Here is a 21,865-nt window from a genome sequence, read left to right as displayed (position 1 = left end):
GTACTATAAGTTTTATCTCTTTTCAACCGTTTTATACAGCGAGCTTCGTTTTATAGGATTTCACCATTTCAACAAACAGTTGTGTTAACCGGTGGTCGTCTGTCAGCTCTGGATGAAAAGAACAGCCTAAGATATTGTTTTCCTTCGCCATCACAATCCTGCCATCATATTCAGCCATGATGTCTACACTCTCATCTGCGCTGATGATATGAGGCGCACGGATGAACACTCCTGTAAACGGCGCATCCAGTCCTTTTACTTCTAAATCTGCTTCAAAGCTGTCTACCTGTCTGCCAAATGAATTCCGTGCAACAGATACATTTAACAGTCCAAGATGAGCATCGTCTCGATCTTCTATATGCTTTGCCAGCATAATCAAACCGGCACATGTCCCGAAAATCGGTTTCCCTTCTGCAGCGAACGCTTTGATCGGTTCAATGAATTGGTACGTATCCATGAGTCTTCTCATCGTCGTGCTTTCTCCACCAGGGATAATAAGACCGTCAACAGATGCTAGCTCTTCTGCTCGTTTGATGATCTTCCCTTCTGCAGCGCAGGCTTCAATCGATTGAATATGCTCTCTCACGGCTCCTTGAAGCCCTAGTACACCAATTGTTAGCATGTTCGTTTGCCGCTCCCTTAATTACCAGCCACGCTCTTGCATACGCTCTTCTGGCAGTAGATTTGAGATTTCAATTCCTTTCATGGCTGTTCCAAGCTCTTTTGAAAGCTCTGCAATGAGACGGTAATCTGTGAAGTGAGTCGTTGCTTCAACAATTGCTTTTGCAAATTTCGCTGGATTGTCTGATTTAAAAATACCAGATCCAACAAATACACCGTCTGCTCCAAGCTGCATCATTAACGCAGCATCTGCTGGTGTCGCAACGCCTCCCGCTGCAAAGTTAACAACTGGGAGCTTGCCGTCTTTTTTGATTTGAAGCAATAAATCATACGGTGCTCCCAGGTTCTTCGCTTCTGTCATCAGTTCATCTTCACTCATTGCTGCTACTTTACGAATCTGAGCATTGACCTTTCTCATATGACGGACAGCTTCTACAATGTTGCCTGTCCCAGGCTCCCCTTTTGTGCGAAGCATAGAAGCACCTTCTGCGATACGGCGGGTTGCTTCACCTAAGTCACGGCAACCACAGACAAAAGGTACTGTGTATTCATTTTTATTTAAATGGAATTCCTCATCTGCGGGCGTCAGCACTTCACTCTCATCGATATAATCAACACCAAGTGCTTCAAGAACACGAGCCTCGACGATATGGCCGATACGTGCTTTTGCCATGACTGGAATCGTTACTGCATTTTGTACTTCCTCTACGATTCTTGGGTCTGCCATACGGGCAACACCGCCGGCTGCACGGATATCAGCTGGTACGCGTTCTAGTGCCATAACTGCCACCGCACCTGCTTCTTCTGCGATCTTTGCCTGTTCAGCATTGACGACATCCATAATGACGCCACCCTTTTGCATTTCTGCCATTCCACGTTTCACTCGTTCAGTTCCCTTATTGCTCACAATAGTTTCCTCCCATTTGTCAATTCGATTGATTTACCCCTTTATCATACAAGTGAGGTAGTATAACAATAAAGAGAATAGTATAACAATTCAATCCGCCGACAAATAAGCTTAAACCCTTGTATATAAACGATTACCTGCTAAAAATATGTCATTCTTTCTTTGAGGTGTCATTTACATGCTATAATGTAACTATAACAATTCAAATTCATGTATAACAATTTTGCACTCAATGGAGGTTTCTCATGCATATTGATATCCATCGACATTCTGATACATCGCTTTCAAATCAGATTTACTTTTCAATCATTGATCATATCCAATCGGGTTTGCTTCAGCAGGGAGATAAGCTGCCAACTGTACGTGATTTAGCAAAGCAGCTGAATGTGAGTCTTGTCACGGCAGCAAAGGCATACACCCGGCTGAAGGACGACGGATATTTAACGACTGTGCAAGGAAAAGGAACGTTTGTGGATGAATTGCAAAAGCAGTCAGAGATTCCGGTTCCATCATCTACCTCTTTTGATTGGCAGTTATCCATTCCGGATTATTTACCACGGTCTCAATTTGCTCAGTACCACTATGTCGAAGAAGCGATCAACCTTTCTTCCTCTATGATCGATCCAGGGCTTTTGCCAAACCGTTATTTAGAAAAAGAAATGCAGCATGTCCTAGCGAGACATCCTCAAATCATGTCAAAGTATGGGGAAATTCAAGGGGATCTTCAGCTTCGGCAGGTCATTCAGTCTTTTTTAGAAAAGCTAGATGTGCCTTCTACTCCTGAGAATATCCTTGTAACTAGTGGTTCTCAGCAAGGGCTTGATCTGGTCGCACGTGCGTTTATCGGTCCTGATGATGTAGTTGTCATGGAAGCACCGACCTATCCAGGCGCCATTGATGTCTTTATGGGGAGAGGGGCAAGAATTATTACAGTCCCGGTTGATCATGAAGGAATGAACATGAAGCAGCTTCAAAGCATTTGTGATAAATATAAACCAAAGCTCATCTACACGATTCCTACTTTTCACAGTCCAACAGGCGCCAGTATGTCAATGAAACGCAGAAAACAACTTCTCTTACTGGCTCAAAGTATTGATTGTCTTATTGTAGAGGATGATCCTTATCGTGAGCTTTATTTCGAAAAGAAGCCGCCAGCACCTATCAAAAGTCTGGATCATGATGGACACGTCATTTATTTACGAGGTTTAAGTAAAACACTTGCTCCAGGATGCAGAATTGGGATTATTACTGCTTCAGGCTCGATATTTAATCGTTTATTAGCTGCAAAGGCCAATAATGATTTAGGCAGCCCTCTTCTCACACAAAAAGCCATTCTGCCATTTCTGACTTCAAAGAAAATGATTGATCATACGAAAAAGTTGAGAACCGCCTTGATGGTGAGACGTGATTTAATGATAAATGTATTAACGAAGCATGCACCAAAAGATGTGACGTGGCAAATTCCTCAGGGTGGGCTCAATTTGTGGCTTAGCTTTCCTTCCTGGGTCGATACACGTGCACTTCTGCATGAGGCACGTAAGCAGCAAATCACCTTTCTGCCTGGCTCTGTGTGCTATCCTGGAGAGCCGAAGCAAAACTATATCCGCCTCAGCTTTTCTTATGTGAATGAAAAGGCACTGACCGAGGGAGTGGAAAAGTTATGTGGTATTTTTCAGCAAGCCTTGTCCACTCCTCAAAATCACAAACAATCGCTTTTCTTTTAATAAAAAAACTGCTCTCATGCATAGAGAGCAGTTTTTTATTAGAACCAACCTTTAACTGTGTCAACGATTCCGCCCCAAATGCCAGCGAAGAATCCACCTACACTACGCATTGCAAGGATGAACCAGTTTGCTTTTTCATCGCCTGTTTTCGTTATAAGCTCAACACCTGATTGATCTTTATTCAAATAGCCGTAGTCCTTCTCATCACCTGAATAAGAAGTCGTCAGCATGCCAACCTTCGTTCCTTTTTTAATAGGAGCTTCTAGTTTCGTTTTCTCGATATTTACTTTTGCTTTAAAGCTCTTTTCGTCACCATTTTTTACTGGCACAGAGAAAGCTTCTTTCGTAACGACAGGTACTTCTTTGTCTTTACCTTTGTCGACTTCGATGTTTTCATGTCCTTTGATCTGTTGACCTTTTTTGTACATTTCTTTCATCGTGAAGTTTTTAAACGCATAATCGAACAGTTTTTTCGCCACGTCAAAACGTGCTGTATGAAGATTACCTTTTGCATTCAAGATCACTGCGATGACACGCATGTCACCTTGTTTAGCGGTACCTGTGAAGCTAGAACCAGCTGAATCTGTAGAACCTGTTTTCAGACCGTCTACACCTTTATATTCCTTCACAAGTCCTTTAAGCATGAAGTTCCAGTTAGGCATGTCCATTTCATCATCTGTGCCTTCTCTGAACTTTGTTTTCGCAATACTTGATGTTTCAAGAATTTCTGGGTGGTCTTTGATGAGATGCTGTGCAAGCAATGCCATATCTTTCGCAGATACTTCACTTTCTTCATCAGGACCTGTACCTTTTGGCTGTTTGCCATGTAAGTCTTTATTTTCTAGTCCAGTTGCATTCACGAATTTGTAGTTTGTTAAACCTAATTCTTTCGCTTTTGCGTTCATTTTTTCAACGAACTTCGATTCTGATCCAGCAATCACTTCTGCTAAGCCAATTGCTGCTGCATTTGCGGAATAAATAGCCGTTGCTTGATAAAGTTCTTTCACTGTATACGAGCCATCTTTTCTCAAAGGAACGTTTGATAAACTGCGGTCCTGAGAAATTTCGTATACATAATCATCTGGCGTATACGTTTGATCCCATTTCACTTTGCCTTCAGCAATCGCCTCTAGTAATAGATACTCTGTCATCATCTTTGCCATACTTGCAATAGGCAGTCTTTGCTCTGCGTTTTTACTATAAAGAATCTTACCTGTAGAAGCTTCAATTAGGATCGCTGCTTTCGCATTCACATTGAATGGATCTTCAGTTGCTTTTGCTTTGGACATTGGTGTAAATGCTGTCACAATCAATGCCAGTGCAAGGATAGAGACCATAAGCTGTTTCAATATCTTGCTGTTCAATCGTCATACCTCCGTTATCATCTTTTTTCGACATATTTCATATATATTTAATCCACAAGGGCTTATTTCAACACAACAGTATAAATTTTATCACAATAAAGACAAAAAAAATAGACAGAGTCATAGACCCTGTCAAATGTAATTTGATTGTCACAATTTATCAAGAAATTGTGTAGTTTGGTGATTCTTTTGTAATTTGTACATCATGTGGATGACTCTCACGAAGTCCTGCACCAGTCATGCGAATGAACTGTGCATCTTCTCTAAGTGAGCGTAAGTCCTGCGTTCCACAATAGCCCATACCAGAACGGATACCGCCAACGAGTTGATACACTGTATCAACGACTGGTCCTTTGTATGGTGTACGGCCTTCAATACCTTCTGGAACGAATTTTTTATTATCTTCTTGGAAGTAACGATCTTTACTTCCTTTTTCCATTGCAGCGACTGAACCCATACCGCGATAAACTTTGAAGCGTCTACCTTGGAAAATTTCTGTGTCCCCTGGGCTTTCAGATGTACCAGCTAGAAGGCTTCCAAGCATTACAGCATGTCCACCAGATGCTAGAGCTTTTACGATATCACCTGAATATTTAATTCCACCATCTGCAATAATAGCTTTACCATGTTTTCTTGCTTCTGTTGCACAGTCATAGATCGCTGTGATTTGTGGTACACCAACACCTGCAACAACACGTGTTGTACAAATAGATCCTGGTCCGATACCGACTTTCACAATATCTGCTCCTGCTTCAAACAATGCTTTTGTTGCTTCGGCTGTTGCAACATTACCAGCAATGATATTAAGAGAAGGATACGTTTCACGGATTTTCGATACAGTGTTTAGAACACCTTGTGAATGACCATGAGCGGTATCAATGACAACGACATCCACATTGGCTTCGACTAATTTTCTCACACGAGTCATTGTATCGCCAGTGACACCAACAGCGGCGCCAACAATTAAACGGCCATGTGCATCTTTAGAGGAGTTAGGGAATTCGATCACTTTTTCAATATCTTTGATGGTGATGAGACCTTTTAACGTTCCTTCGTCATCTAAAAGAGGTAATTTTTCAATTTTATATTGCTGTAGAATTTTTTCAGCTTCTTCTAACGTCGTACCTACTGAAGCTGTCACAAGTTCCTCTTTTGTCATCACATCGCTAATCTTCATTGAATAATCCGAAATAAAACGAAGGTCACGGTTCGTAATAATACCAACAAGCTTTTGATCTTCTATGTTATTTACAATTGGTACACCTGAAATACGGTACTTACCCATTAGGTGCTCTGCATCAAATACTTGATGCTCAGGTGTTAAGAAGAATGGATTTGTAATAACGCCGCGCTCTGAACGTTTTACTTTATCCACTTGTTCTGCTTGTTGCTCTATAGACATGTTCTTATGAATGATACCAAGACCACCTTGACGTGCCATTGCAATCGCCATTTGTGATTCAGTCACCGTGTCCATTCCTGCACTGATAATTGGAATGTTTAGTTTTAATGTGCTTGTTAACTCAACTGATAAATCGACATCTCGCGGAAGTACTTCAGACTTAGCTGGAACAAGCAAAACATCGTCAAACGTCAAACCTTCTTTTGAAAATTTACTTTCCCACATTAGTAAATCCCCCTCTTTTCGGCAAAATATTATATGTAGATTATCAACTAGCAAACAGCATGTCAAGGAAGCAACAAACAGTTGCAATTTTTAGAAAATATAAAGAGAGTTGAGGAAGAAGATGAAAAGTTCAGGATGGAAGGATTTAAAACGTTTTTACTCACTTGAAACTTCCCAAAAGTTTCTATATCAACAATATGAGAAACGGAACATTCAAGATGCAAACCAGCAAGCCTATAAAAACTGTGAACGGTTTATTTATTTTTTAAAGCATGGCCATACGTTCTACGAACAGGCAGCTATCGCCCCACTAGAACTGAAGCCCATTTTATTGTTTTATGGAATGGCTCAGTTGCTAAAGGCATGTTTACTGACAGTTGATCCTCACTATCCTTCTCAAACCTCTGTTTTGGCCCATGGCGTAACATCGAGAAAGAGAAAGAAGCAGCACTACCGTTTTAGTGAAGATGAAGTAAAAATTCAGCGAAATGGACTATGCATGCATGTGTTAAAGCATTTATTTCATTTAAATGGCCTTGAAGATGAGCGATTTACGATGATTCATCTCCTTTCAAAGATACCTGAAATGAGTCATATTCTGGAGTTTCAAAAGCAGCCCTCGACATTAGTTAAAGTGGAAAAGGCCAATGGGATGATGATTCAAGATCATATTCCATTGCTATATAACATGTCTGCTGAACGTTTTATTGAATACTTTGAGTTTCATACAAGTTGGAAACTCAAACAGAGAGAAGCCAAAAAGCTGACGTTTGATGTATCTCTAGAAGAAAACCCAGCGCTCGCTACTCATCTTCATTATGATTTAGAAATGGATCAATGGTATATTCCGTCAACGCGTGATTCATTTTTAGGGATTCCTGAAATTATCAGCCATTACTTATTAATGTATAATCTCAGTATGATTGCCCGCTACGAAACTGAATGGTGGTACGAGCTGCTGTCTCAATACATTAGTGATGATTATGTCATGATTGAGCGCTACATGGAGATTGCCGAAGAGAAGTTCCCAGCTTATATCATGATGCTGTTAGAAAAATAAACAAAAAAGACCAGTTCCTTATGGAACTGATCCTTAGAAAAGCTTGGCGGCGTCCTACTCTCACAGGGGGAGACCCCCAACTACCATCGGCGCTGAAGAGCTTAACTTCCGTGTTCGGTATGGGAACGGGTGTGACCTCTTCGCTATCGCCACCAAACCTGATGGAGAGAATGTTCTCTCAAAACTAGATAACAATGTTCAAGCTTCACATTAGAATATAGGTTAAGTCCTCGATCTATTAGTATCTGTCAGCTCCACGTGTCACCACGCTTCCACCTCAGACCTATCAACCTGATCATCTTTCAGGGATCTTACTTCCTTGCGGAATGGGAAATCTCATCTTGAGGGGGGCTTCATGCTTAGATGCTTTCAGCACTTATCCCGTCCGCACATAGCTACCCAGCGATGCCCTTGGCAGAACAACTGGTACACCAGCGGTGCGTCCATCCCGGTCCTCTCGTACTAAGGACAGCTCCTCTCAAATTTCCTGCGCCCGCGACGGATAGGGACCGAACTGTCTCACGACGTTCTGAACCCAGCTCGCGTACCGCTTTAATGGGCGAACAGCCCAACCCTTGGGACCGACTACAGCCCCAGGATGCGATGAGCCGACATCGAGGTGCCAAACCTCCCCGTCGATGTGGACTCTTGGGGGAGATAAGCCTGTTATCCCCGGGGTAGCTTTTATCCGTTGAGCGATGGCCCTTCCATGCGGAACCACCGGATCACTAAGCCCGACTTTCGTCCCTGCTCGACTTGTAGGTCTCGCAGTCAAGCTCCCTTGTGCCTTTACACTCTGCGAATGATTTCCAACCATTCTGAGGGAACCTTTGGGCGCCTCCGTTACATTTTAGGAGGCGACCGCCCCAGTCAAACTGCCCACCTGACACTGTCTCCCTGCCCGATAAGGGCAGCGGGTTAGAAGGTCAATACAGCCAGGGTAGTATCCCACCGATGCCTCCACCGAAGCTAGCGCTCCGGTTTCCAAGGCTCCTACCTATCCTGTACAAGCTGTACCAACATTCAATATCAGGCTGCAGTAAAGCTCCACGGGGTCTTTCCGTCCTGTCGCGGGTAACCTGCATCTTCACAGGTACTATAATTTCACCGAGTCTCTCGTTGAGACAGTGCCCAGATCGTTGCGCCTTTCGTGCGGGTCGGAACTTACCCGACAAGGAATTTCGCTACCTTAGGACCGTTATAGTTACGGCCGCCGTTTACTGGGGCTTCAATTCGCACCTTCGCTTACGCTAAGCGCTCCTCTTAACCTTCCAGCACCGGGCAGGCGTCAGCCCCTATACTTCGCCTTACGGCTTCGCAGAGACCTGTGTTTTTGCTAAACAGTCGCCTGGGCCTATTCACTGCGGCTTCTCGGGGCTTTAACACCCTAAGAAGCACCCCTTCTCCCGAAGTTACGGGGTCATTTTGCCGAGTTCCTTAACGAGAGTTCTCTCGATCACCTTAGGATTCTCTCCTCGCCTACCTGTGTCGGTTTGCGGTACGGGCACCTCTCACCTCGCTAGAGGCTTTTCTTGGCAGTGTGGAATCAGGAACTTCGCTACTAAATTTCGCTCGCCATCACAGCTCAGCCTTTACGGGAAACGGATTTGCCTATTTCCCAGCCTAACTGCTTGGACGCGGATATCCAATACCGCGCTTACCCTATCCTCCTGCGTCCCCCCATTGCTCAAATGGTGAGGAGGTGGTACAGGAATATCAACCTGTTGTCCATCGCCTACGCCTTTCGGCCTCGGCTTAGGTCCCGACTAACCCTGAGCGGACGAGCCTTCCTCAGGAAACCTTAGGCATTCGGTGGACGGGATTCTCACCCGTCTTTCGCTACTCATACCGGCATTCTCACTTCTAAGCGCTCCACCAGTCCTTCCGGTCTGACTTCACAGCACTTAGAACGCTCTCCTACCACTGTTCGTAAGAACAGTCCGCAGCTTCGGTGATACGTTTAGCCCCGGTACATTTTCGGCGCAGAGTCACTCGACCAGTGAGCTATTACGCACTCTTTAAATGGTGGCTGCTTCTAAGCCAACATCCTGGTTGTCTAAGCAACTCCACATCCTTTTCCACTTAACGTATACTTTGGGACCTTAGCTGGCGGTCTGGGCTGTTTCCCTTTCGACTACGGATCTTATCACTCGCAGTCTGACTCCCAAGGATAAGTCATCGGCATTCGGAGTTTGACTGAATTCGGTAACCCGGTAGGGGCCCCTAGTCCAATCAGTGCTCTACCTCCGAGACTCTTACCTTGAGGCTAGCCCTAAAGCTATTTCGGAGAGAACCAGCTATCTCCAGGTTCGATTGGCATTTCACCCCTACCCACACCTCATCCCCGCACTTTTCAACGTGCGTGGGTTCGGGCCTCCATTCAGTGTTACCTGAACTTCACCCTGGACATGGGTAGATCACCTGGTTTCGGGTCTACGACCACGTACTCATGCGCCCTATTCAGACTCGCTTTCGCTGCGGCTCCGCATCTTCTGCTTAACCTTGCACGGGATCGTAACTCGCCGGTTCATTCTACAAAAGGCACGCCATCACCCTTTAACGGGCTCTGACTACTTGTAGGCACACGGTTTCAGGATCTATTTCACTCCCCTTCCGGGGTGCTTTTCACCTTTCCCTCACGGTACTGGTTCACTATCGGTCACTAGGGAGTATTTAGCCTTGGGAGATGGTCCTCCCGGATTCCGACGGAATTTCACGTGTTCCGCCGTACTCAGGATCCACTCTGGAGAGAACAACATTTCAGTTACAGGGCTGTTACCTTCTTTGGCGGGCCTTTCCAGACCTCTTCGCTTATATCGTTCCTTTGTAACTCCGTATAGAGTGTCCTACAACCCCAAGAGGCAAGCCTCTTGGTTTGGGCTGTTCCCGTTTCGCTCGCCGCTACTCAGGGAATCGCATTTGCTTTCTCTTCCTCCGGGTACTTAGATGTTTCAGTTCCCCGGGTATGCCTTCTCATACTCTATGTATTCAAGTATGGATACTACTCCATTACGAGCAGTGGGTTTCCCCATTCGGAAATCTCCGGATCAAAGCTTGCTTACAGCTCCCCGAAGCATATCGGTGTTCGTCCCGTCCTTCATCGGCTCCTAGTGCCAAGGCATCCACCGTGCGCCCTTTCTAACTTAACCATTTCTTACTTTAGAAAGAATCACTATGTGTGATGAACTTTGCATTGCATTCAATGTGAATGTATTACTTATTGTTATCTAGTTTTCAAAGAACACGTTGGTGGAGCCTAGCGGGATCGAACCGCTGACCTCCTGCGTGCAAGGCAGGCGCTCTCCCAGCTGAGCTAAGGCCCCGATTTAATAGAAGATGGTGGGCCTGAGTGGACTCGAACCACCGACCTCACGCTTATCAGGCGTGCGCTCTAACCAGCTGAGCTACAGGCCCATCTTTCATATCGAAGATATGATGTTGTAGGATCTTTTGCAAGTTCCTTCAAAACTAAACAAGACGAAAACGCACGCTGCTCCATATATCCTTAGAAAGGAGGTGATCCAGCCGCACCTTCCGATACGGCTACCTTGTTACGACTTCACCCCAATCATCTGTCCCACCTTCGGCGGCTGGCTCCATAAAGGTTACCTCACCGACTTCGGGTGTTACAAACTCTCGTGGTGTGACGGGCGGTGTGTACAAGGCCCGGGAACGTATTCACCGCGGCATGCTGATCCGCGATTACTAGCGATTCCAGCTTCACGCAGTCGAGTTGCAGACTGCGATCCGAACTGAGAACAGATTTATGGGATTGGCTAAACCTTGCGGTCTCGCAGCCCTTTGTTCTGTCCATTGTAGCACGTGTGTAGCCCAGGTCATAAGGGGCATGATGATTTGACGTCATCCCCACCTTCCTCCGGTTTGTCACCGGCAGTCACCTTAGAGTGCCCAACTAAATGCTGGCAACTAAGATCAAGGGTTGCGCTCGTTGCGGGACTTAACCCAACATCTCACGACACGAGCTGACGACAACCATGCACCACCTGTCACTCTGTCCCCGAAGGGAAAGCCCTATCTCTAGGGTTGTCAGAGGATGTCAAGACCTGGTAAGGTTCTTCGCGTTGCTTCGAATTAAACCACATGCTCCACCGCTTGTGCGGGCCCCCGTCAATTCCTTTGAGTTTCAGTCTTGCGACCGTACTCCCCAGGCGGAGTGCTTAATGCGTTAGCTGCAGCACTAAGGGGCGGAAACCCCCTAACACTTAGCACTCATCGTTTACGGCGTGGACTACCAGGGTATCTAATCCTGTTCGCTCCCCACGCTTTCGCTCCTCAGCGTCAGTTACAGACCAGAGAGTCGCCTTCGCCACTGGTGTTCCTCCACATCTCTACGCATTTCACCGCTACACGTGGAATTCCACTCTCCTCTTCTGCACTCAAGTTTCCCAGTTTCCAATGACCCTCCCCGGTTGAGCCGGGGGCTTTCACATCAGACTTAAGAAACCGCCTGCGAGCCCTTTACGCCCAATAATTCCGGACAACGCTTGCCACCTACGTATTACCGCGGCTGCTGGCACGTAGTTAGCCGTGGCTTTCTGGTTAGGTACCGTCAAGGTGCGAGCAGTTACTCTCGCACTTGTTCTTCCCTAACAACAGAGCTTTACGATCCGAAAACCTTCATCACTCACGCGGCGTTGCTCCGTCAGACTTTCGTCCATTGCGGAAGATTCCCTACTGCTGCCTCCCGTAGGAGTCTGGGCCGTGTCTCAGTCCCAGTGTGGCCGATCACCCTCTCAGGTCGGCTACGCATCGTCGCCTTGGTGAGCCATTACCCCACCAACTAGCTAATGCGCCGCGGGTCCATCTGTAAGTGACAGCCGAAACCGTCTTTCATCCTTGAACCATGCGGTTCAAGGAACTATCCGGTATTAGCTCCGGTTTCCCGGAGTTATCCCAGTCTTACAGGCAGGTTACCCACGTGTTACTCACCCGTCCGCCGCTAACATCCGGGAGCAAGCTCCCTTCTGTTCGCTCGACTTGCATGTATTAGGCACGCCGCCAGCGTTCGTCCTGAGCCAGGATCAAACTCTCCGAAAAAGTACAAAACCGAAGTTTTGTTTTTCGTCAGCGTTTGACTGACTACCTATGATGTTTCATAGGATTTTTTTATAAAACTCGAATTAACAGGTACGTTTTGTCTTGTTTAGTTTTCAAAGAACTTGTGTGTCACTCTCTTAAAGCGACCACTTAAATATATCATATATCTCTATCAACAGTCAACATTTTTCTTAAAAAACATTTTGTTTTTCTAAGAAGTTTTTACTGGGGAATGAGATAAAAAAATAGAGCCTCTTTTTGCTCCTTTGAAAGATTAACACATATCTATGAAAAAAGCATTATAAATTTCAAAAAAAGTGATGTTTTTTCAAAAAAAATAAAGCCGGTGAAGAACCGGCTTTATTTTTACTCAGATTGCTCTTGATCTGACTCTATATTTTCTACGTTCTCTTCATTATCTTCATCGTCTTCTTGTGATTGTTCAACTAATGCCACTGTTGCGACATGTTCCTCATCACCAAGACGGATTAGGCGGACACCTTGAGTGACACGGCCTGTTGTCGAAATGTCTGAAACGGCCATACGAATGATGACACCGCTCCCTGTAATAATCATCAAGTCTTCTTCAGCTTCAGCATTGGTCGCCTTCACTGTGATAAGCGGACCATTGTTGTCAGTGATCTTGCATGTTTTAAGACCTTTACCGCCTCGAGTTTGAACACGATATTCTTTTTCAGGCGTTAATTTACCATAACCTCTTTCAGTTACGATCAATACGTTTGCATCTGGCTCAAGGATTTCCATTCCAACGACGATGTCATCCTCAGAAAGTGTGATCCCTTTGACCCCAGCTGCCGTACGTCCCATTTCACGAACATCTGTCTCGGCGAAACGAATCAGCATCCCCTTTTTCGTCCCAATGATGATTTGTTTTTCTCCATTGGTTAAACGAACGGCCATCAGTTCATCTTCGTCACGCAGGCTCAGAGCAATAAGACCATTGTTTCGAATGTTTGCAAACTGAGACAATGTTGTTCGTTTCGATACACCGTGTCTTGTTGTAAAGAAGAGGTACGAATCTTCATCAAATTCGCTTACTGGGATAATGGCGTTAATCCACTCTCCTTTTTCTACTTCAAGAAGGTTAATAATCGGAATCCCTTTCGCTGTCCGTCCGAATTCAGGAATCTCATACCCTTTCGCACGATAGACCTTCCCTTTATTGGAGAAGAAGAGGATTGTATCGTGGGTCGATGTTGAGATCAGTTGTTCAACGAAATCATCCTCGTTGGTCCCCATTCCTTGGACACCTTTACCGCCTCTTTTTTGACTGCGGTATGTTGATGCAGGGAGACGCTTAATGTAACCATTATGAGTCAGTGTAATCACGATGTTCTCAACAGGAATCAAATCTTCGTCTTCAATTGTTTCAATACCCGCTGTCACAATTTCAGTACGTCGAGTATCATTGAAGCGCTCTTTGATTTCTATTAATTCTTCTCTAATGATTTCAAGTACTTTCTCATTGTCTGCTAGGATGGCTTTTAATTCAGCAATCAAATCAACAAGTCCTTTATATTCATCTTCTATCTTTTCTCGTTCTAGACCAGTCAAACGCTGAAGTCGCATATCAAGAATGGCCTGTGCCTGTTTTTCAGACAAGCTATAGTTTTCCATCAAACCATTTCTCGCAATTTCTGCAGTTTGAGAGCCTCTAATTAAAGCAATGACTTCATCTAAGTGATCAAGTGCAATTCTCAGACCTTCTAAAATATGTGCTCTTGCTTCTGCTTTACGCAGCTCATACGCTGTTCTTCTGCGAATGATCACTTTTTGATGCTCTAGATAATACTCAAGACATTGTTTGAGGGACAAGACTTTCGGCTGTCCATCAACAAGTGCTAATAAGTTGATACCAAAAGACGTTTGAAGTGTCGTTTGTTTATAAAGATTGTTTAATAGAACATGAACGTTTGCATCTCTACGCAGTTCAATGACAATACGCATACCATTACGATCTGATTCATCGCGCAAATCTGTAATGCCATCAATCTTTTTATCACGCACAAGATCAGCAATTTTTTCAATTAAACGGGCTTTGTTGACTTGGTAAGGGATCTCATTGATAACAATGCGCTGTTTACCACTAGATGTTTCCTCAATATCCGATTTTGCTCTTAATGTGATAGAGCCGCGCCCTGTCTCATACGCCTTCCGAATACCACTTCGGCCAATGATTTGACCTGCTGTTGGGAAATCTGGGCCTGGGATGATATCCATAAGTTCCTGTGTGGTCATTTCAGGGTTTTGACTGATAGCCAATACCCCATCAATCACTTCACCTAATTGGTGTGGCGGAATATTGGTCGCCATTCCTACAGCAATTCCTGTCGCTCCGTTGACCAATAAGTTCGGGAATCTTGCAGGCATCACCATTGGCTCTCTTTCACTGCCGTCATAGTTATCTTGATAATCAATGGTATCCTTAGTGATATCACGGAGGATTTCCATAGAAATCTTCGATAGACGCGCCTCGGTATAACGCATCGCCGCTGCTCCGTCTCCATCGACTGAACCAAAGTTTCCATGACCATCTACTAACATATAACGATAGTTGAAGTCTTGCGCCATACGAACCATCGCTTCGTATACAGCGCTGTCACCGTGAGGGTGATACTTACCGATAACTTCCCCGACGATACGTGCAGATTTCTTAAATGGTTTATCACTTGTCATACCTAGGTCATTCATCGCATACAAAATTCTTCGATGCACGGGCTTTAATCCGTCACGCACATCTGGTAATGCACGCGACACAATCACACTCATTGCATAATCTAAAAAGGACGTACGCATTTCTTGGCTGATATTCACTTCGCGTACATTTGGTGTATGTTGTTCACTCACTATAAGAACCTCCCTTTACGTATCACATGAAATAAATTATGTGGGAGTAAAATATGTATTTATCTTCACAAGACTATTCTTCATTATATCAATAATCTCTGCTTTATACACATTAATTTACTAGAAAATCAACGAAACATAGAAAACCAGGACATTCGTTTCACAGGCCTAAATCTTGAAAAACAACCTTATTCCAAACAAGAAATAAGGTTGTTCTCAAGGGGACCTATCTAAATATCAAGATTTTTCACGTATTGTGCATTTTCTTCGATAAAGTTTCGTCTCGGTTCTACTTTATCTCCCATCAACATTTCAAATGTCTCATCAGCATCAATCGCATCTTCAAGCGTCACTTGAAGAAGTGTTCTCGCATCAGGATCCATTGTTGTTTCCCAAAGCTGAGTTGCGTTCATTTCTCCAAGACCTTTATAGCGCTGAAGTCCAGGTTTTGGTGTTTGAGGCAATGTCTTTAGCAGCTCATCTAGCTGTTTATCGTTATACACATACTCAACACGTTTACCTTGCTGCACTTTAAATAAAGGTGGCTGCGCAATATACACATAACCGTTTTCTATGATTTCACGCATGTAGCGATAGAAGAACGTTAAGAGCAGCGTGCGAATATGGGCACCATCGACATCCGCATCCGTCATGATCACAACTTTGTGATAGCGAGCTTTCTCTAAAGTGAAGTCTTCACCGATTCCAGTTCCTAACGCTGTAATCATAGAACGAACTTCGTTGTTCGATAGAATTTTATCTAGTCGCGCTTTTTCAACGTTTAAGATCTTCCCTCTTAACGGTAAGATCGCTTGGAAGTGACGATCACGGCCTTGCTTAGCAGATCCGCCCGCTGAATCTCCCTCTACGATATAAAGTTCAGAGATGGAAGGGTCTTTAGAAGAACAGTCCGCCAGTTTCCCTGGTAAGCTGGAGACTTCCAGTGCACTTTTACGTCTTGTCAGCTCACGTGCCTTTTTGGCAGCCATTCTTGCACGAGCTGCCATCACGCCTTTCTCCACAATTTTCTTTGCAGCATCAGGGTTCTCTAAGAGGAATTTCTCAAGTGCTTCAGAGAAAAGGGAGTCGGTAATGGTTCTTGCTTCTGAGTTCCCAAGCTTTGTCTTCGTTTGTCCTTCGAATTGAGGATTTGGATGTTTGATGGAGATAATGGCTGTTAAGCCTTCTCGCACATCTTCACCGCTCAAATTCGAGTCTCCATCTTTGAATACGCCATTTTTACGAGCATAATCATTGATGACACGCGTCAGCCCTGTTTTAAAGCCTGCTTCGTGTGTTCCGCCTTCATACGTGTTGATATTGTTGGCGAAGGAATAGATGTTGCTTGTATAGGAATCGTTATATTGTAATGCCACTTCAACCGTGATTCCATCTTTTTCACCTTCAATGTAAACGGGTTCTTCATGAACGACTTCTTTTGAGCGATTTAAATGTTCTACATAGCTCTTAATACCGCCTTCATAGCAGTATTCATTTCGTCGTTCTTTCCCCTCACGTAAATCTTCAATAACGATGTTGACACCTTTTGTTAAGAAAGCTAACTCACGTACACGGTTGGCAAGTGTGTCGTAATCAAATTCAATGGTTTCAGTAAAAATTTCTGTATCTGGCACAAAATGAGTGGTTGTCCCTGTAACATCTGTTTCACCAATGATCTCTAAATCTCCAACTGGAACACCGCGTTTGAATTGTTGATAATGAATTTTCCCATCACGATATACGGTCACGTCTAAGGTCGTAGATAACGCATTAACAACAGATGCCCCTACGCCATGCAGACCGCCAGATACTTTATAACCGCTGCCGTCAAATTTACCGCCAGCGTGAAGAACAGTCATAATAACCTCTACAGCAGGACGTCCCATTTTCTCATGAATCCCAACAGGAATTCCGCGGCCATTATCTTTCACTGTAATGCTATTATCCTTTTCAATTTGCACCGTAATATCTGTGCAATATCCAGCTAAAGCCTCATCAATACTGTTGTCGACAATTTCCCATACAAGATGGTGAAGTCCTTTTGCACTGGTTGACCCAATGTACATTCCTGGACGTTTTCTAACAGCTTCTAGTCCTTCAAGCACCTGTATCTGATTTTCATCATAACTATTATGTTGCTGTTCCATTGCCACGTACATTCACCTACACTTTTCTTAAACGATATATTTATATGAATTGAGCTTTTAGACTTCAATTTCAATCACAAATGAAGCACGTTTTTTGAGCGTGCTTGAGGAAAGAGGAGAGTAATAAACAGATTTAGTTGTGACGACGATGGATTTGGGTGTCCCTTGTGATAACGAAATGATTTGTCCTTCTTGTTTTTGGAGAAACTCTTCTACAACAGAAGACGACCTCATTTTATAATCAACAATTGCGACAATCTCTCGTGTAGAAACAACACAATCATCACCTAAATGAATATACAAGACCCACACCTCATTTATCAGTCAATTACTTTTCCACTGGCTACTCTGAAAATTTCCGCTTCTTTCAAGGTGGCGTGATCGATGCCTTCAACACTTGTTGTGGTGACGAAGGTCTGTACACGTCCCTGAATGGTATGGAGCAAATGAGACTGTCTGTAATCATCAAGTTCAGATAAAACATCATCGAGTAGAAGAATGGGATATTCTCCAATCTCTTCGTGTATCAAGTCGATTTCTGCCAGCTTTAGTGAAAGAGCTGTTGTTCTTTGCTGCCCTTGAGAGCCATATGTCTGAACATCCCGACCATTCACAAAGAAAAGAAGGTCATCTCTGTGAGGTCCCCACAGCGTCACTCCTCGGTCTATTTCTCTGTCTCTTAGTTTCTGAAACGATTCTTCATAGCTATTCTTTATTTTCGACAAGTCTGACGCTTCTGATACCTCTATCGACGTGTGGTATTGGAGCGTGAGTGTTTCTAGCTCTCTAGAAATGCCAAAATGCAACGGCTGCGCCCATTTCTCGAGCTGTTTCGTAAAAGTCAGTCGTCTTTTGACAACTTTCGCTGCCGCATCAATCAACTGCTCTGTTAAAACCTCCAGCATCGCTTGATCTTTTTGCTTTCTTGTCTGCAATTGTTTCAAGTAATGATTCCGCTGAGAGAGAATTTTTTGATAGAGCGATAAATCATGCAAGTAGACAGCAGAAACTTGTCCAATCTCCATATCGAGAAATCTTCTGCGGATTTGCGGGCTGCCCTTTACAAGACTTAAGTCCTCTGGTGCAAACATGATGGTGTTTAACGCACCAACATAATGACTGAGCTTCTGTTGTTCAATGTGATTGACCTTGCCCCTTTTCCCTTTTTTTGAAATCACGAGCTGCATAGGGAGTGGACCATTTTTTTTGATGACTCTACCTTCTATTTTAGCATAGTCTTGGTCCCATCGGATAAGTTCTTTATCATTTGACGTACGATGCGACTTTGCCATCGACAATACATAGATCGCTTCCATCAAGTTCGTTTTACCTTGGGCATTCTCACCGATCATGACATTCACCTTGTTGTCGAATTGAAGCTCGGTGTGTTCATAGTTTCGGTATGAAGTTAACGCCAGACTTTGAATGTACATGTATTGTCACCCGTTTCTAATTCACAACTTGAAATGTGCCATAACCTTCTATCTCGACAACATCTCCTGGGTATAGTTTGCGTCCCCGTCTATTATCTGGCTCTTGATTAATGAACACCTCATGTTCACTTAAAAACCATTTCGCCATTCCGCCAGATTGGATGACTTCGGCTAATTTCAAAAATTGCCCTAATGTAATCATTTCTTTCTCAATGGTTATAAGATTAGGCATTGTATCGACCTCTTTCAATATCACTAATAACTAATTGTACTAAAAAACAAGACAAGAAGGAAAGGGGGAAAGCGAACTGGGATGAAAGAAAGCATGGTAAACGAGAAGAAAAGCTGCTGTGCACTCTCACAGCAGCTATTTTAGGTTGAATTAATATGTTCTGACTGGAAGAATCAACTGCAAGATTGAATCATCATTTGGCGTGCGCAATAGGAACGGTCTCATGGCTCCAGTGAAGCTTACATGAATTTCAGTTCCCTCTAATACTTTTAACGCATCTAGCATATATTTTGGACTGAAGGAGATTTTGAGGTCCTCCCCTTTAATGTCATCTGCTTGAACCGTTTCGACTACTTTACCAATTTCAGGTGAATTAGAAGAAATCTCAAGGCTTTGTTCAGGATCAGCTGACAGCTTTACGACGTTATTGCGCCCTTCTCTTGCCAAAAGTGATGCACGATCAATGGCTTGAAGGAATTCCTTCGTGTTGACTACGACATCCGTTTTACTTTCCTGCGGGATCAGGCGAGCTGTATCTGGATAATTACCATCCAGCAATCTTGAGAAGAACAACACGTTTTGTGCTTTAAAGAGAACTTGCGTTTCTGTAATTACGATGCTCACAAGATCTTGTCCGTCATCAAGGATTCTACTTAACTCTGTTAAACTTTTCCCTGGAATCACGACATTGTATGAACTTTCCTCGTCAATATCCAACTTTGCTTTTCTTAAAGCAAGACGGTGGCTATCCGTCGCTGTGCATATTAATTCACCTTTTTCTACCCTCCAGTTTACACCTGTCAAGATAGGTCGTGTTTCTGAGGTGGACACTGCAAAAACGGTTTGACGAATTAAGTTTTTAAGCAAGTCTGTCGGGATTTGAAATGCATGATGCTCTTCAATTTGCGGAAGATGCGGATATTCCTCAGCATCTAAGCCGTTTAAGTTAAATTCCGCTGAACCAGAACGGATGATGGTGAGGTGATTTTGTTCTACTTCAATTTCGACAGTAGCCATTGGCAGTTTCTTCACAATTTCACTAAAGAAGCGGGCCTGAAGCACAATACTCCCTGGACGATCAATCGTGATCACTTCTAAATCTCCATCTCTTAGAGAGATAAAGGATTCAATTGAGATATCGGAGTCACTTCCTGTGAGAGAAACCCCCTCATCAGATGCAACAATTTTTATCCCTGTCAAAATAGGTATCGTTGTTCTAGAGGATACGGCCTTTAATACATCTTGGACACTTTCGACAAGACGATCTTTTTGAATCGTGAATTTCATAGTGGTCCTCCTAAATTTTCTTAATGACATGTATATATATTTTATTAATAAAAATCGTAGAAGTAATAGTAGGGCTTGTGAATATGTGGATAAGTCGGTAAAAAGAAAGGAAAGACAGCCTATCCACATGTGGACAGACTGTGTATGACTATGCTCTAGTTATTCACATTTCCCCGTACTTATTATATCAGCTAGGTTATTTCAATTGTTCTTTTATTTCTTTCACATGCTGCTGAAGCTGTTCATCTTCAACGATTAATTTCGAAATTTTCTCATGAGCATGAATGACAGTCGTATGATCACGACCTCCAAATTCTTCTCCTATTTTAGGCAGAGAGGAATCGGTCATTTCTCTAGAGAGATACATGGCAATTTGTCTTGGATAAGCAACTGACTTCGTACGTTTCTTCGCTTTGAAATCCTCTAAACGAATATTAAATTGCTGCCCTACAATTCTTTGAATATCTTTAATTGTAATGATCCTTGGCTTCGACGAAGGAATGATGTCCTTTAGCGCCTCAGCTGCTAGATCCGCATTGATGTCTTTATTAATTAAAGAAGAGTAAGCAACGACACGAATCAAAGCACCCTCCAGTTCACGAATATTGCTGTCGATTTGATTGGCAATATAAAGCATGACTTCATTCGGAATGTCTAAGCCTTCTGCTTTTGCCTTTTTTCGTAAAATTGCAATACGTGTTTCTAAATCTGGCGGGGTAATGTCTGTGATTAAGCCCCATTCGAATCGAGAGCGTAATCTGTCTTCAAGTGTCGGAATTTCTTTCGGCGGCCGATCACTAGAAATGACGATTTGCTTACTTTCTTCGTGAAGTGTGTTGAATGTATGGAAAAACTCTTCTTGTGTTTGTTCTTTTCCTGCTAAAAATTGAATATCATCTATCAAAAGCACATCGACATTCCGATAGCGATTACGGAAATCGACAGCTTTGTTGTCTCGGATTGAGTTGATAAATTCATTTGTAAATTTTTCAGATGATAGATAGACCACTTTGGCTGATGGATTATGGTCGATGACATAATGACCAATCGCATGCATCAAGTGAGTCTTTCCTAAACCAACGCCCCCATAAATAAAGAGCGGATTATATGCTTTTGCTGGTGCTTCCGCAACTGCAAGTGAAGCGGCATGCGCAAATCGGTTGCCTGAACCAATAACAAAAGTGTCAAATGTATATTTTGGATTCAGCATATTTTGTGGAATATCGACGGGATCTTCTTTAGACATTTTTTTAATTGGAGACTTTGGCATAGCTTCCACTTCATCTTGATTTTGAGGAATGATAAATTTAATGCTGAGCTCTTCACCTGTCAGTTCGTAGATGGTATCAGCAATTAAGTGAAGATATCTTGATTCCAGCCAGTCTCTAGCAAATTCATTAGGTGCCGTAATTGTGAGCGTATCACCTTGAAGAGAATGGGCTTTTGTCGATTTCATCCATGTCTCAAAACTGGGTTTGCTCAACTTTGTCTCTATTTTTTGAAGTGCTTTATTCCAGAGATCCAAAATATTTTCCAT

At 43.5% G+C, this 21,865-nt stretch carries 13 protein-coding genes, 2 tRNA genes and 3 rRNA genes; 2 read left to right on the top strand and 16 right to left on the bottom strand.

What is annotated here, in order from left to right; genetic code table 11:
- Positions 1-31: 31 nt before the first annotated feature.
- A complete protein-coding gene (pdxT, locus tag MHI11_RS00090) occupies positions 32-622 on the bottom strand; it encodes a pyridoxal 5'-phosphate synthase glutaminase subunit PdxT (protein WP_050945825.1) in 591 nt (196 codons plus the stop codon).
- Between the two features lie 21 nt (positions 623-643).
- Positions 644-1,528, bottom strand: a complete 885-nt coding sequence (gene pdxS / locus MHI11_RS00085; protein ID WP_044140451.1) for a pyridoxal 5'-phosphate synthase lyase subunit PdxS — start codon at positions 1,526-1,528, stop codon at positions 644-646.
- A gap of 245 nt (positions 1,529-1,773) precedes the next feature.
- On the opposite strand from pdxS, the gene pdxR reads away from it, so the two are divergent.
- Entirely contained in the window at positions 1,774-3,252 is a 1,479-nt protein-coding gene (gene pdxR, locus MHI11_RS00080; protein ID WP_106067748.1) for a MocR-like pyridoxine biosynthesis transcription factor PdxR, read from the top strand.
- Positions 3,253-3,290: 38 nt separating this feature from the next.
- On the opposite strand, the gene MHI11_RS00075 is transcribed toward pdxR, so the two are convergent.
- The gene (locus tag MHI11_RS00075) at positions 3,291-4,616 is read right to left on the bottom strand and encodes a D-alanyl-D-alanine carboxypeptidase family protein (RefSeq protein ID WP_340960166.1); all 1,326 of its coding nucleotides are present in this window, start codon (positions 4,614-4,616) and stop codon (positions 3,291-3,293) included.
- Positions 4,617-4,776: 160 nt separating this feature from the next.
- Complete coding sequence (gene guaB, locus MHI11_RS00070) at positions 4,777-6,243, bottom strand: IMP dehydrogenase (RefSeq protein ID WP_003218109.1); 1,467 nt, start codon at positions 6,241-6,243, stop codon at positions 4,777-4,779.
- A gap of 121 nt (positions 6,244-6,364) precedes the next feature.
- On the opposite strand from guaB, the gene MHI11_RS00065 reads away from it, so the two are divergent.
- Positions 6,365-7,303: a YaaC family protein gene (locus tag MHI11_RS00065; RefSeq protein WP_340960165.1), complete on the top strand. Its 939-nt coding sequence runs from the start codon at positions 6,365-6,367 to the stop codon at positions 7,301-7,303.
- Between the two features lie 41 nt (positions 7,304-7,344).
- Here the strand turns inward: MHI11_RS00065 and rrf are convergent.
- From rrf to dnaA, 12 genes are all read right to left on the bottom strand, one after another.
- A 5S ribosomal RNA gene (gene rrf, locus MHI11_RS00060) occupies positions 7,345-7,460 on the bottom strand.
- 61 nt (positions 7,461-7,521) lie between these two features.
- Positions 7,522-10,452, bottom strand: a 23S ribosomal RNA gene (locus MHI11_RS00055).
- A gap of 98 nt (positions 10,453-10,550) precedes the next feature.
- A tRNA-Ala gene (locus tag MHI11_RS00050) sits at positions 10,551-10,626 on the bottom strand.
- A 14-nt stretch (positions 10,627-10,640) separates the two neighbouring features.
- Positions 10,641-10,717, bottom strand: a tRNA-Ile gene (locus tag MHI11_RS00045).
- Positions 10,718-10,812: 95 nt separating this feature from the next.
- Positions 10,813-12,361, bottom strand: a 16S ribosomal RNA gene (locus MHI11_RS00040).
- Together the 16S, 23S and 5S rRNA genes with 2 tRNA genes alongside form the textbook arrangement of a ribosomal RNA operon.
- 366 nt (positions 12,362-12,727) lie before the next feature.
- Positions 12,728-15,229 carry a DNA gyrase subunit A gene (gene gyrA / locus MHI11_RS00035; RefSeq protein ID WP_217012627.1) on the bottom strand — a complete coding sequence of 834 codons (2,502 nt, stop codon included), beginning with the start codon at positions 15,227-15,229 and terminating at the stop codon, positions 12,728-12,730.
- A gap of 230 nt (positions 15,230-15,459) precedes the next feature.
- Positions 15,460-17,376, bottom strand: a complete 1,917-nt coding sequence (gyrB, locus tag MHI11_RS00030; protein WP_044139139.1) for a DNA topoisomerase (ATP-hydrolyzing) subunit B — start codon at positions 17,374-17,376, stop codon at positions 15,460-15,462.
- 57 nt (positions 17,377-17,433) lie between these two features.
- On the bottom strand, positions 17,434-17,679 hold the full coding sequence (remB, locus tag MHI11_RS00025) for an extracellular matrix regulator RemB (RefSeq protein WP_041815080.1): 246 nt from the start codon (positions 17,677-17,679) through the stop codon (positions 17,434-17,436).
- 17 nt (positions 17,680-17,696) lie between these two features.
- The gene (gene recF / locus MHI11_RS00020) at positions 17,697-18,809 is read right to left on the bottom strand and encodes a DNA replication/repair protein RecF (protein WP_340960163.1); all 1,113 of its coding nucleotides are present in this window, start codon (positions 18,807-18,809) and stop codon (positions 17,697-17,699) included.
- 16 nt (positions 18,810-18,825) lie between these two features.
- Positions 18,826-19,041 carry a S4 domain-containing protein YaaA gene (gene yaaA / locus MHI11_RS00015; protein WP_003215257.1) on the bottom strand — a complete coding sequence of 72 codons (216 nt, stop codon included), beginning with the start codon at positions 19,039-19,041 and terminating at the stop codon, positions 18,826-18,828.
- 150 nt (positions 19,042-19,191) lie between these two features.
- Complete coding sequence (gene dnaN / locus MHI11_RS00010) at positions 19,192-20,328, bottom strand: DNA polymerase III subunit beta (protein ID WP_044139028.1); 1,137 nt, start codon at positions 20,326-20,328, stop codon at positions 19,192-19,194.
- A 196-nt stretch (positions 20,329-20,524) separates the two neighbouring features.
- Positions 20,525-21,865: a chromosomal replication initiator protein DnaA gene (gene dnaA / locus MHI11_RS00005; RefSeq protein WP_003214781.1), complete on the bottom strand. Its 1,341-nt coding sequence runs from the start codon at positions 21,863-21,865 to the stop codon at positions 20,525-20,527.

This window comes from Bacillus sp. FSL K6-3312, assembly GCF_038007485.1.
GTDB classification, from domain to species: domain Bacteria; phylum Bacillota; class Bacilli; order Bacillales; family Bacillaceae; genus Bacillus; species Bacillus pumilus.
Note: the sequence above shows the minus strand (reverse complement) of the source record. Positions and strands in the feature narration are given on the sequence as shown.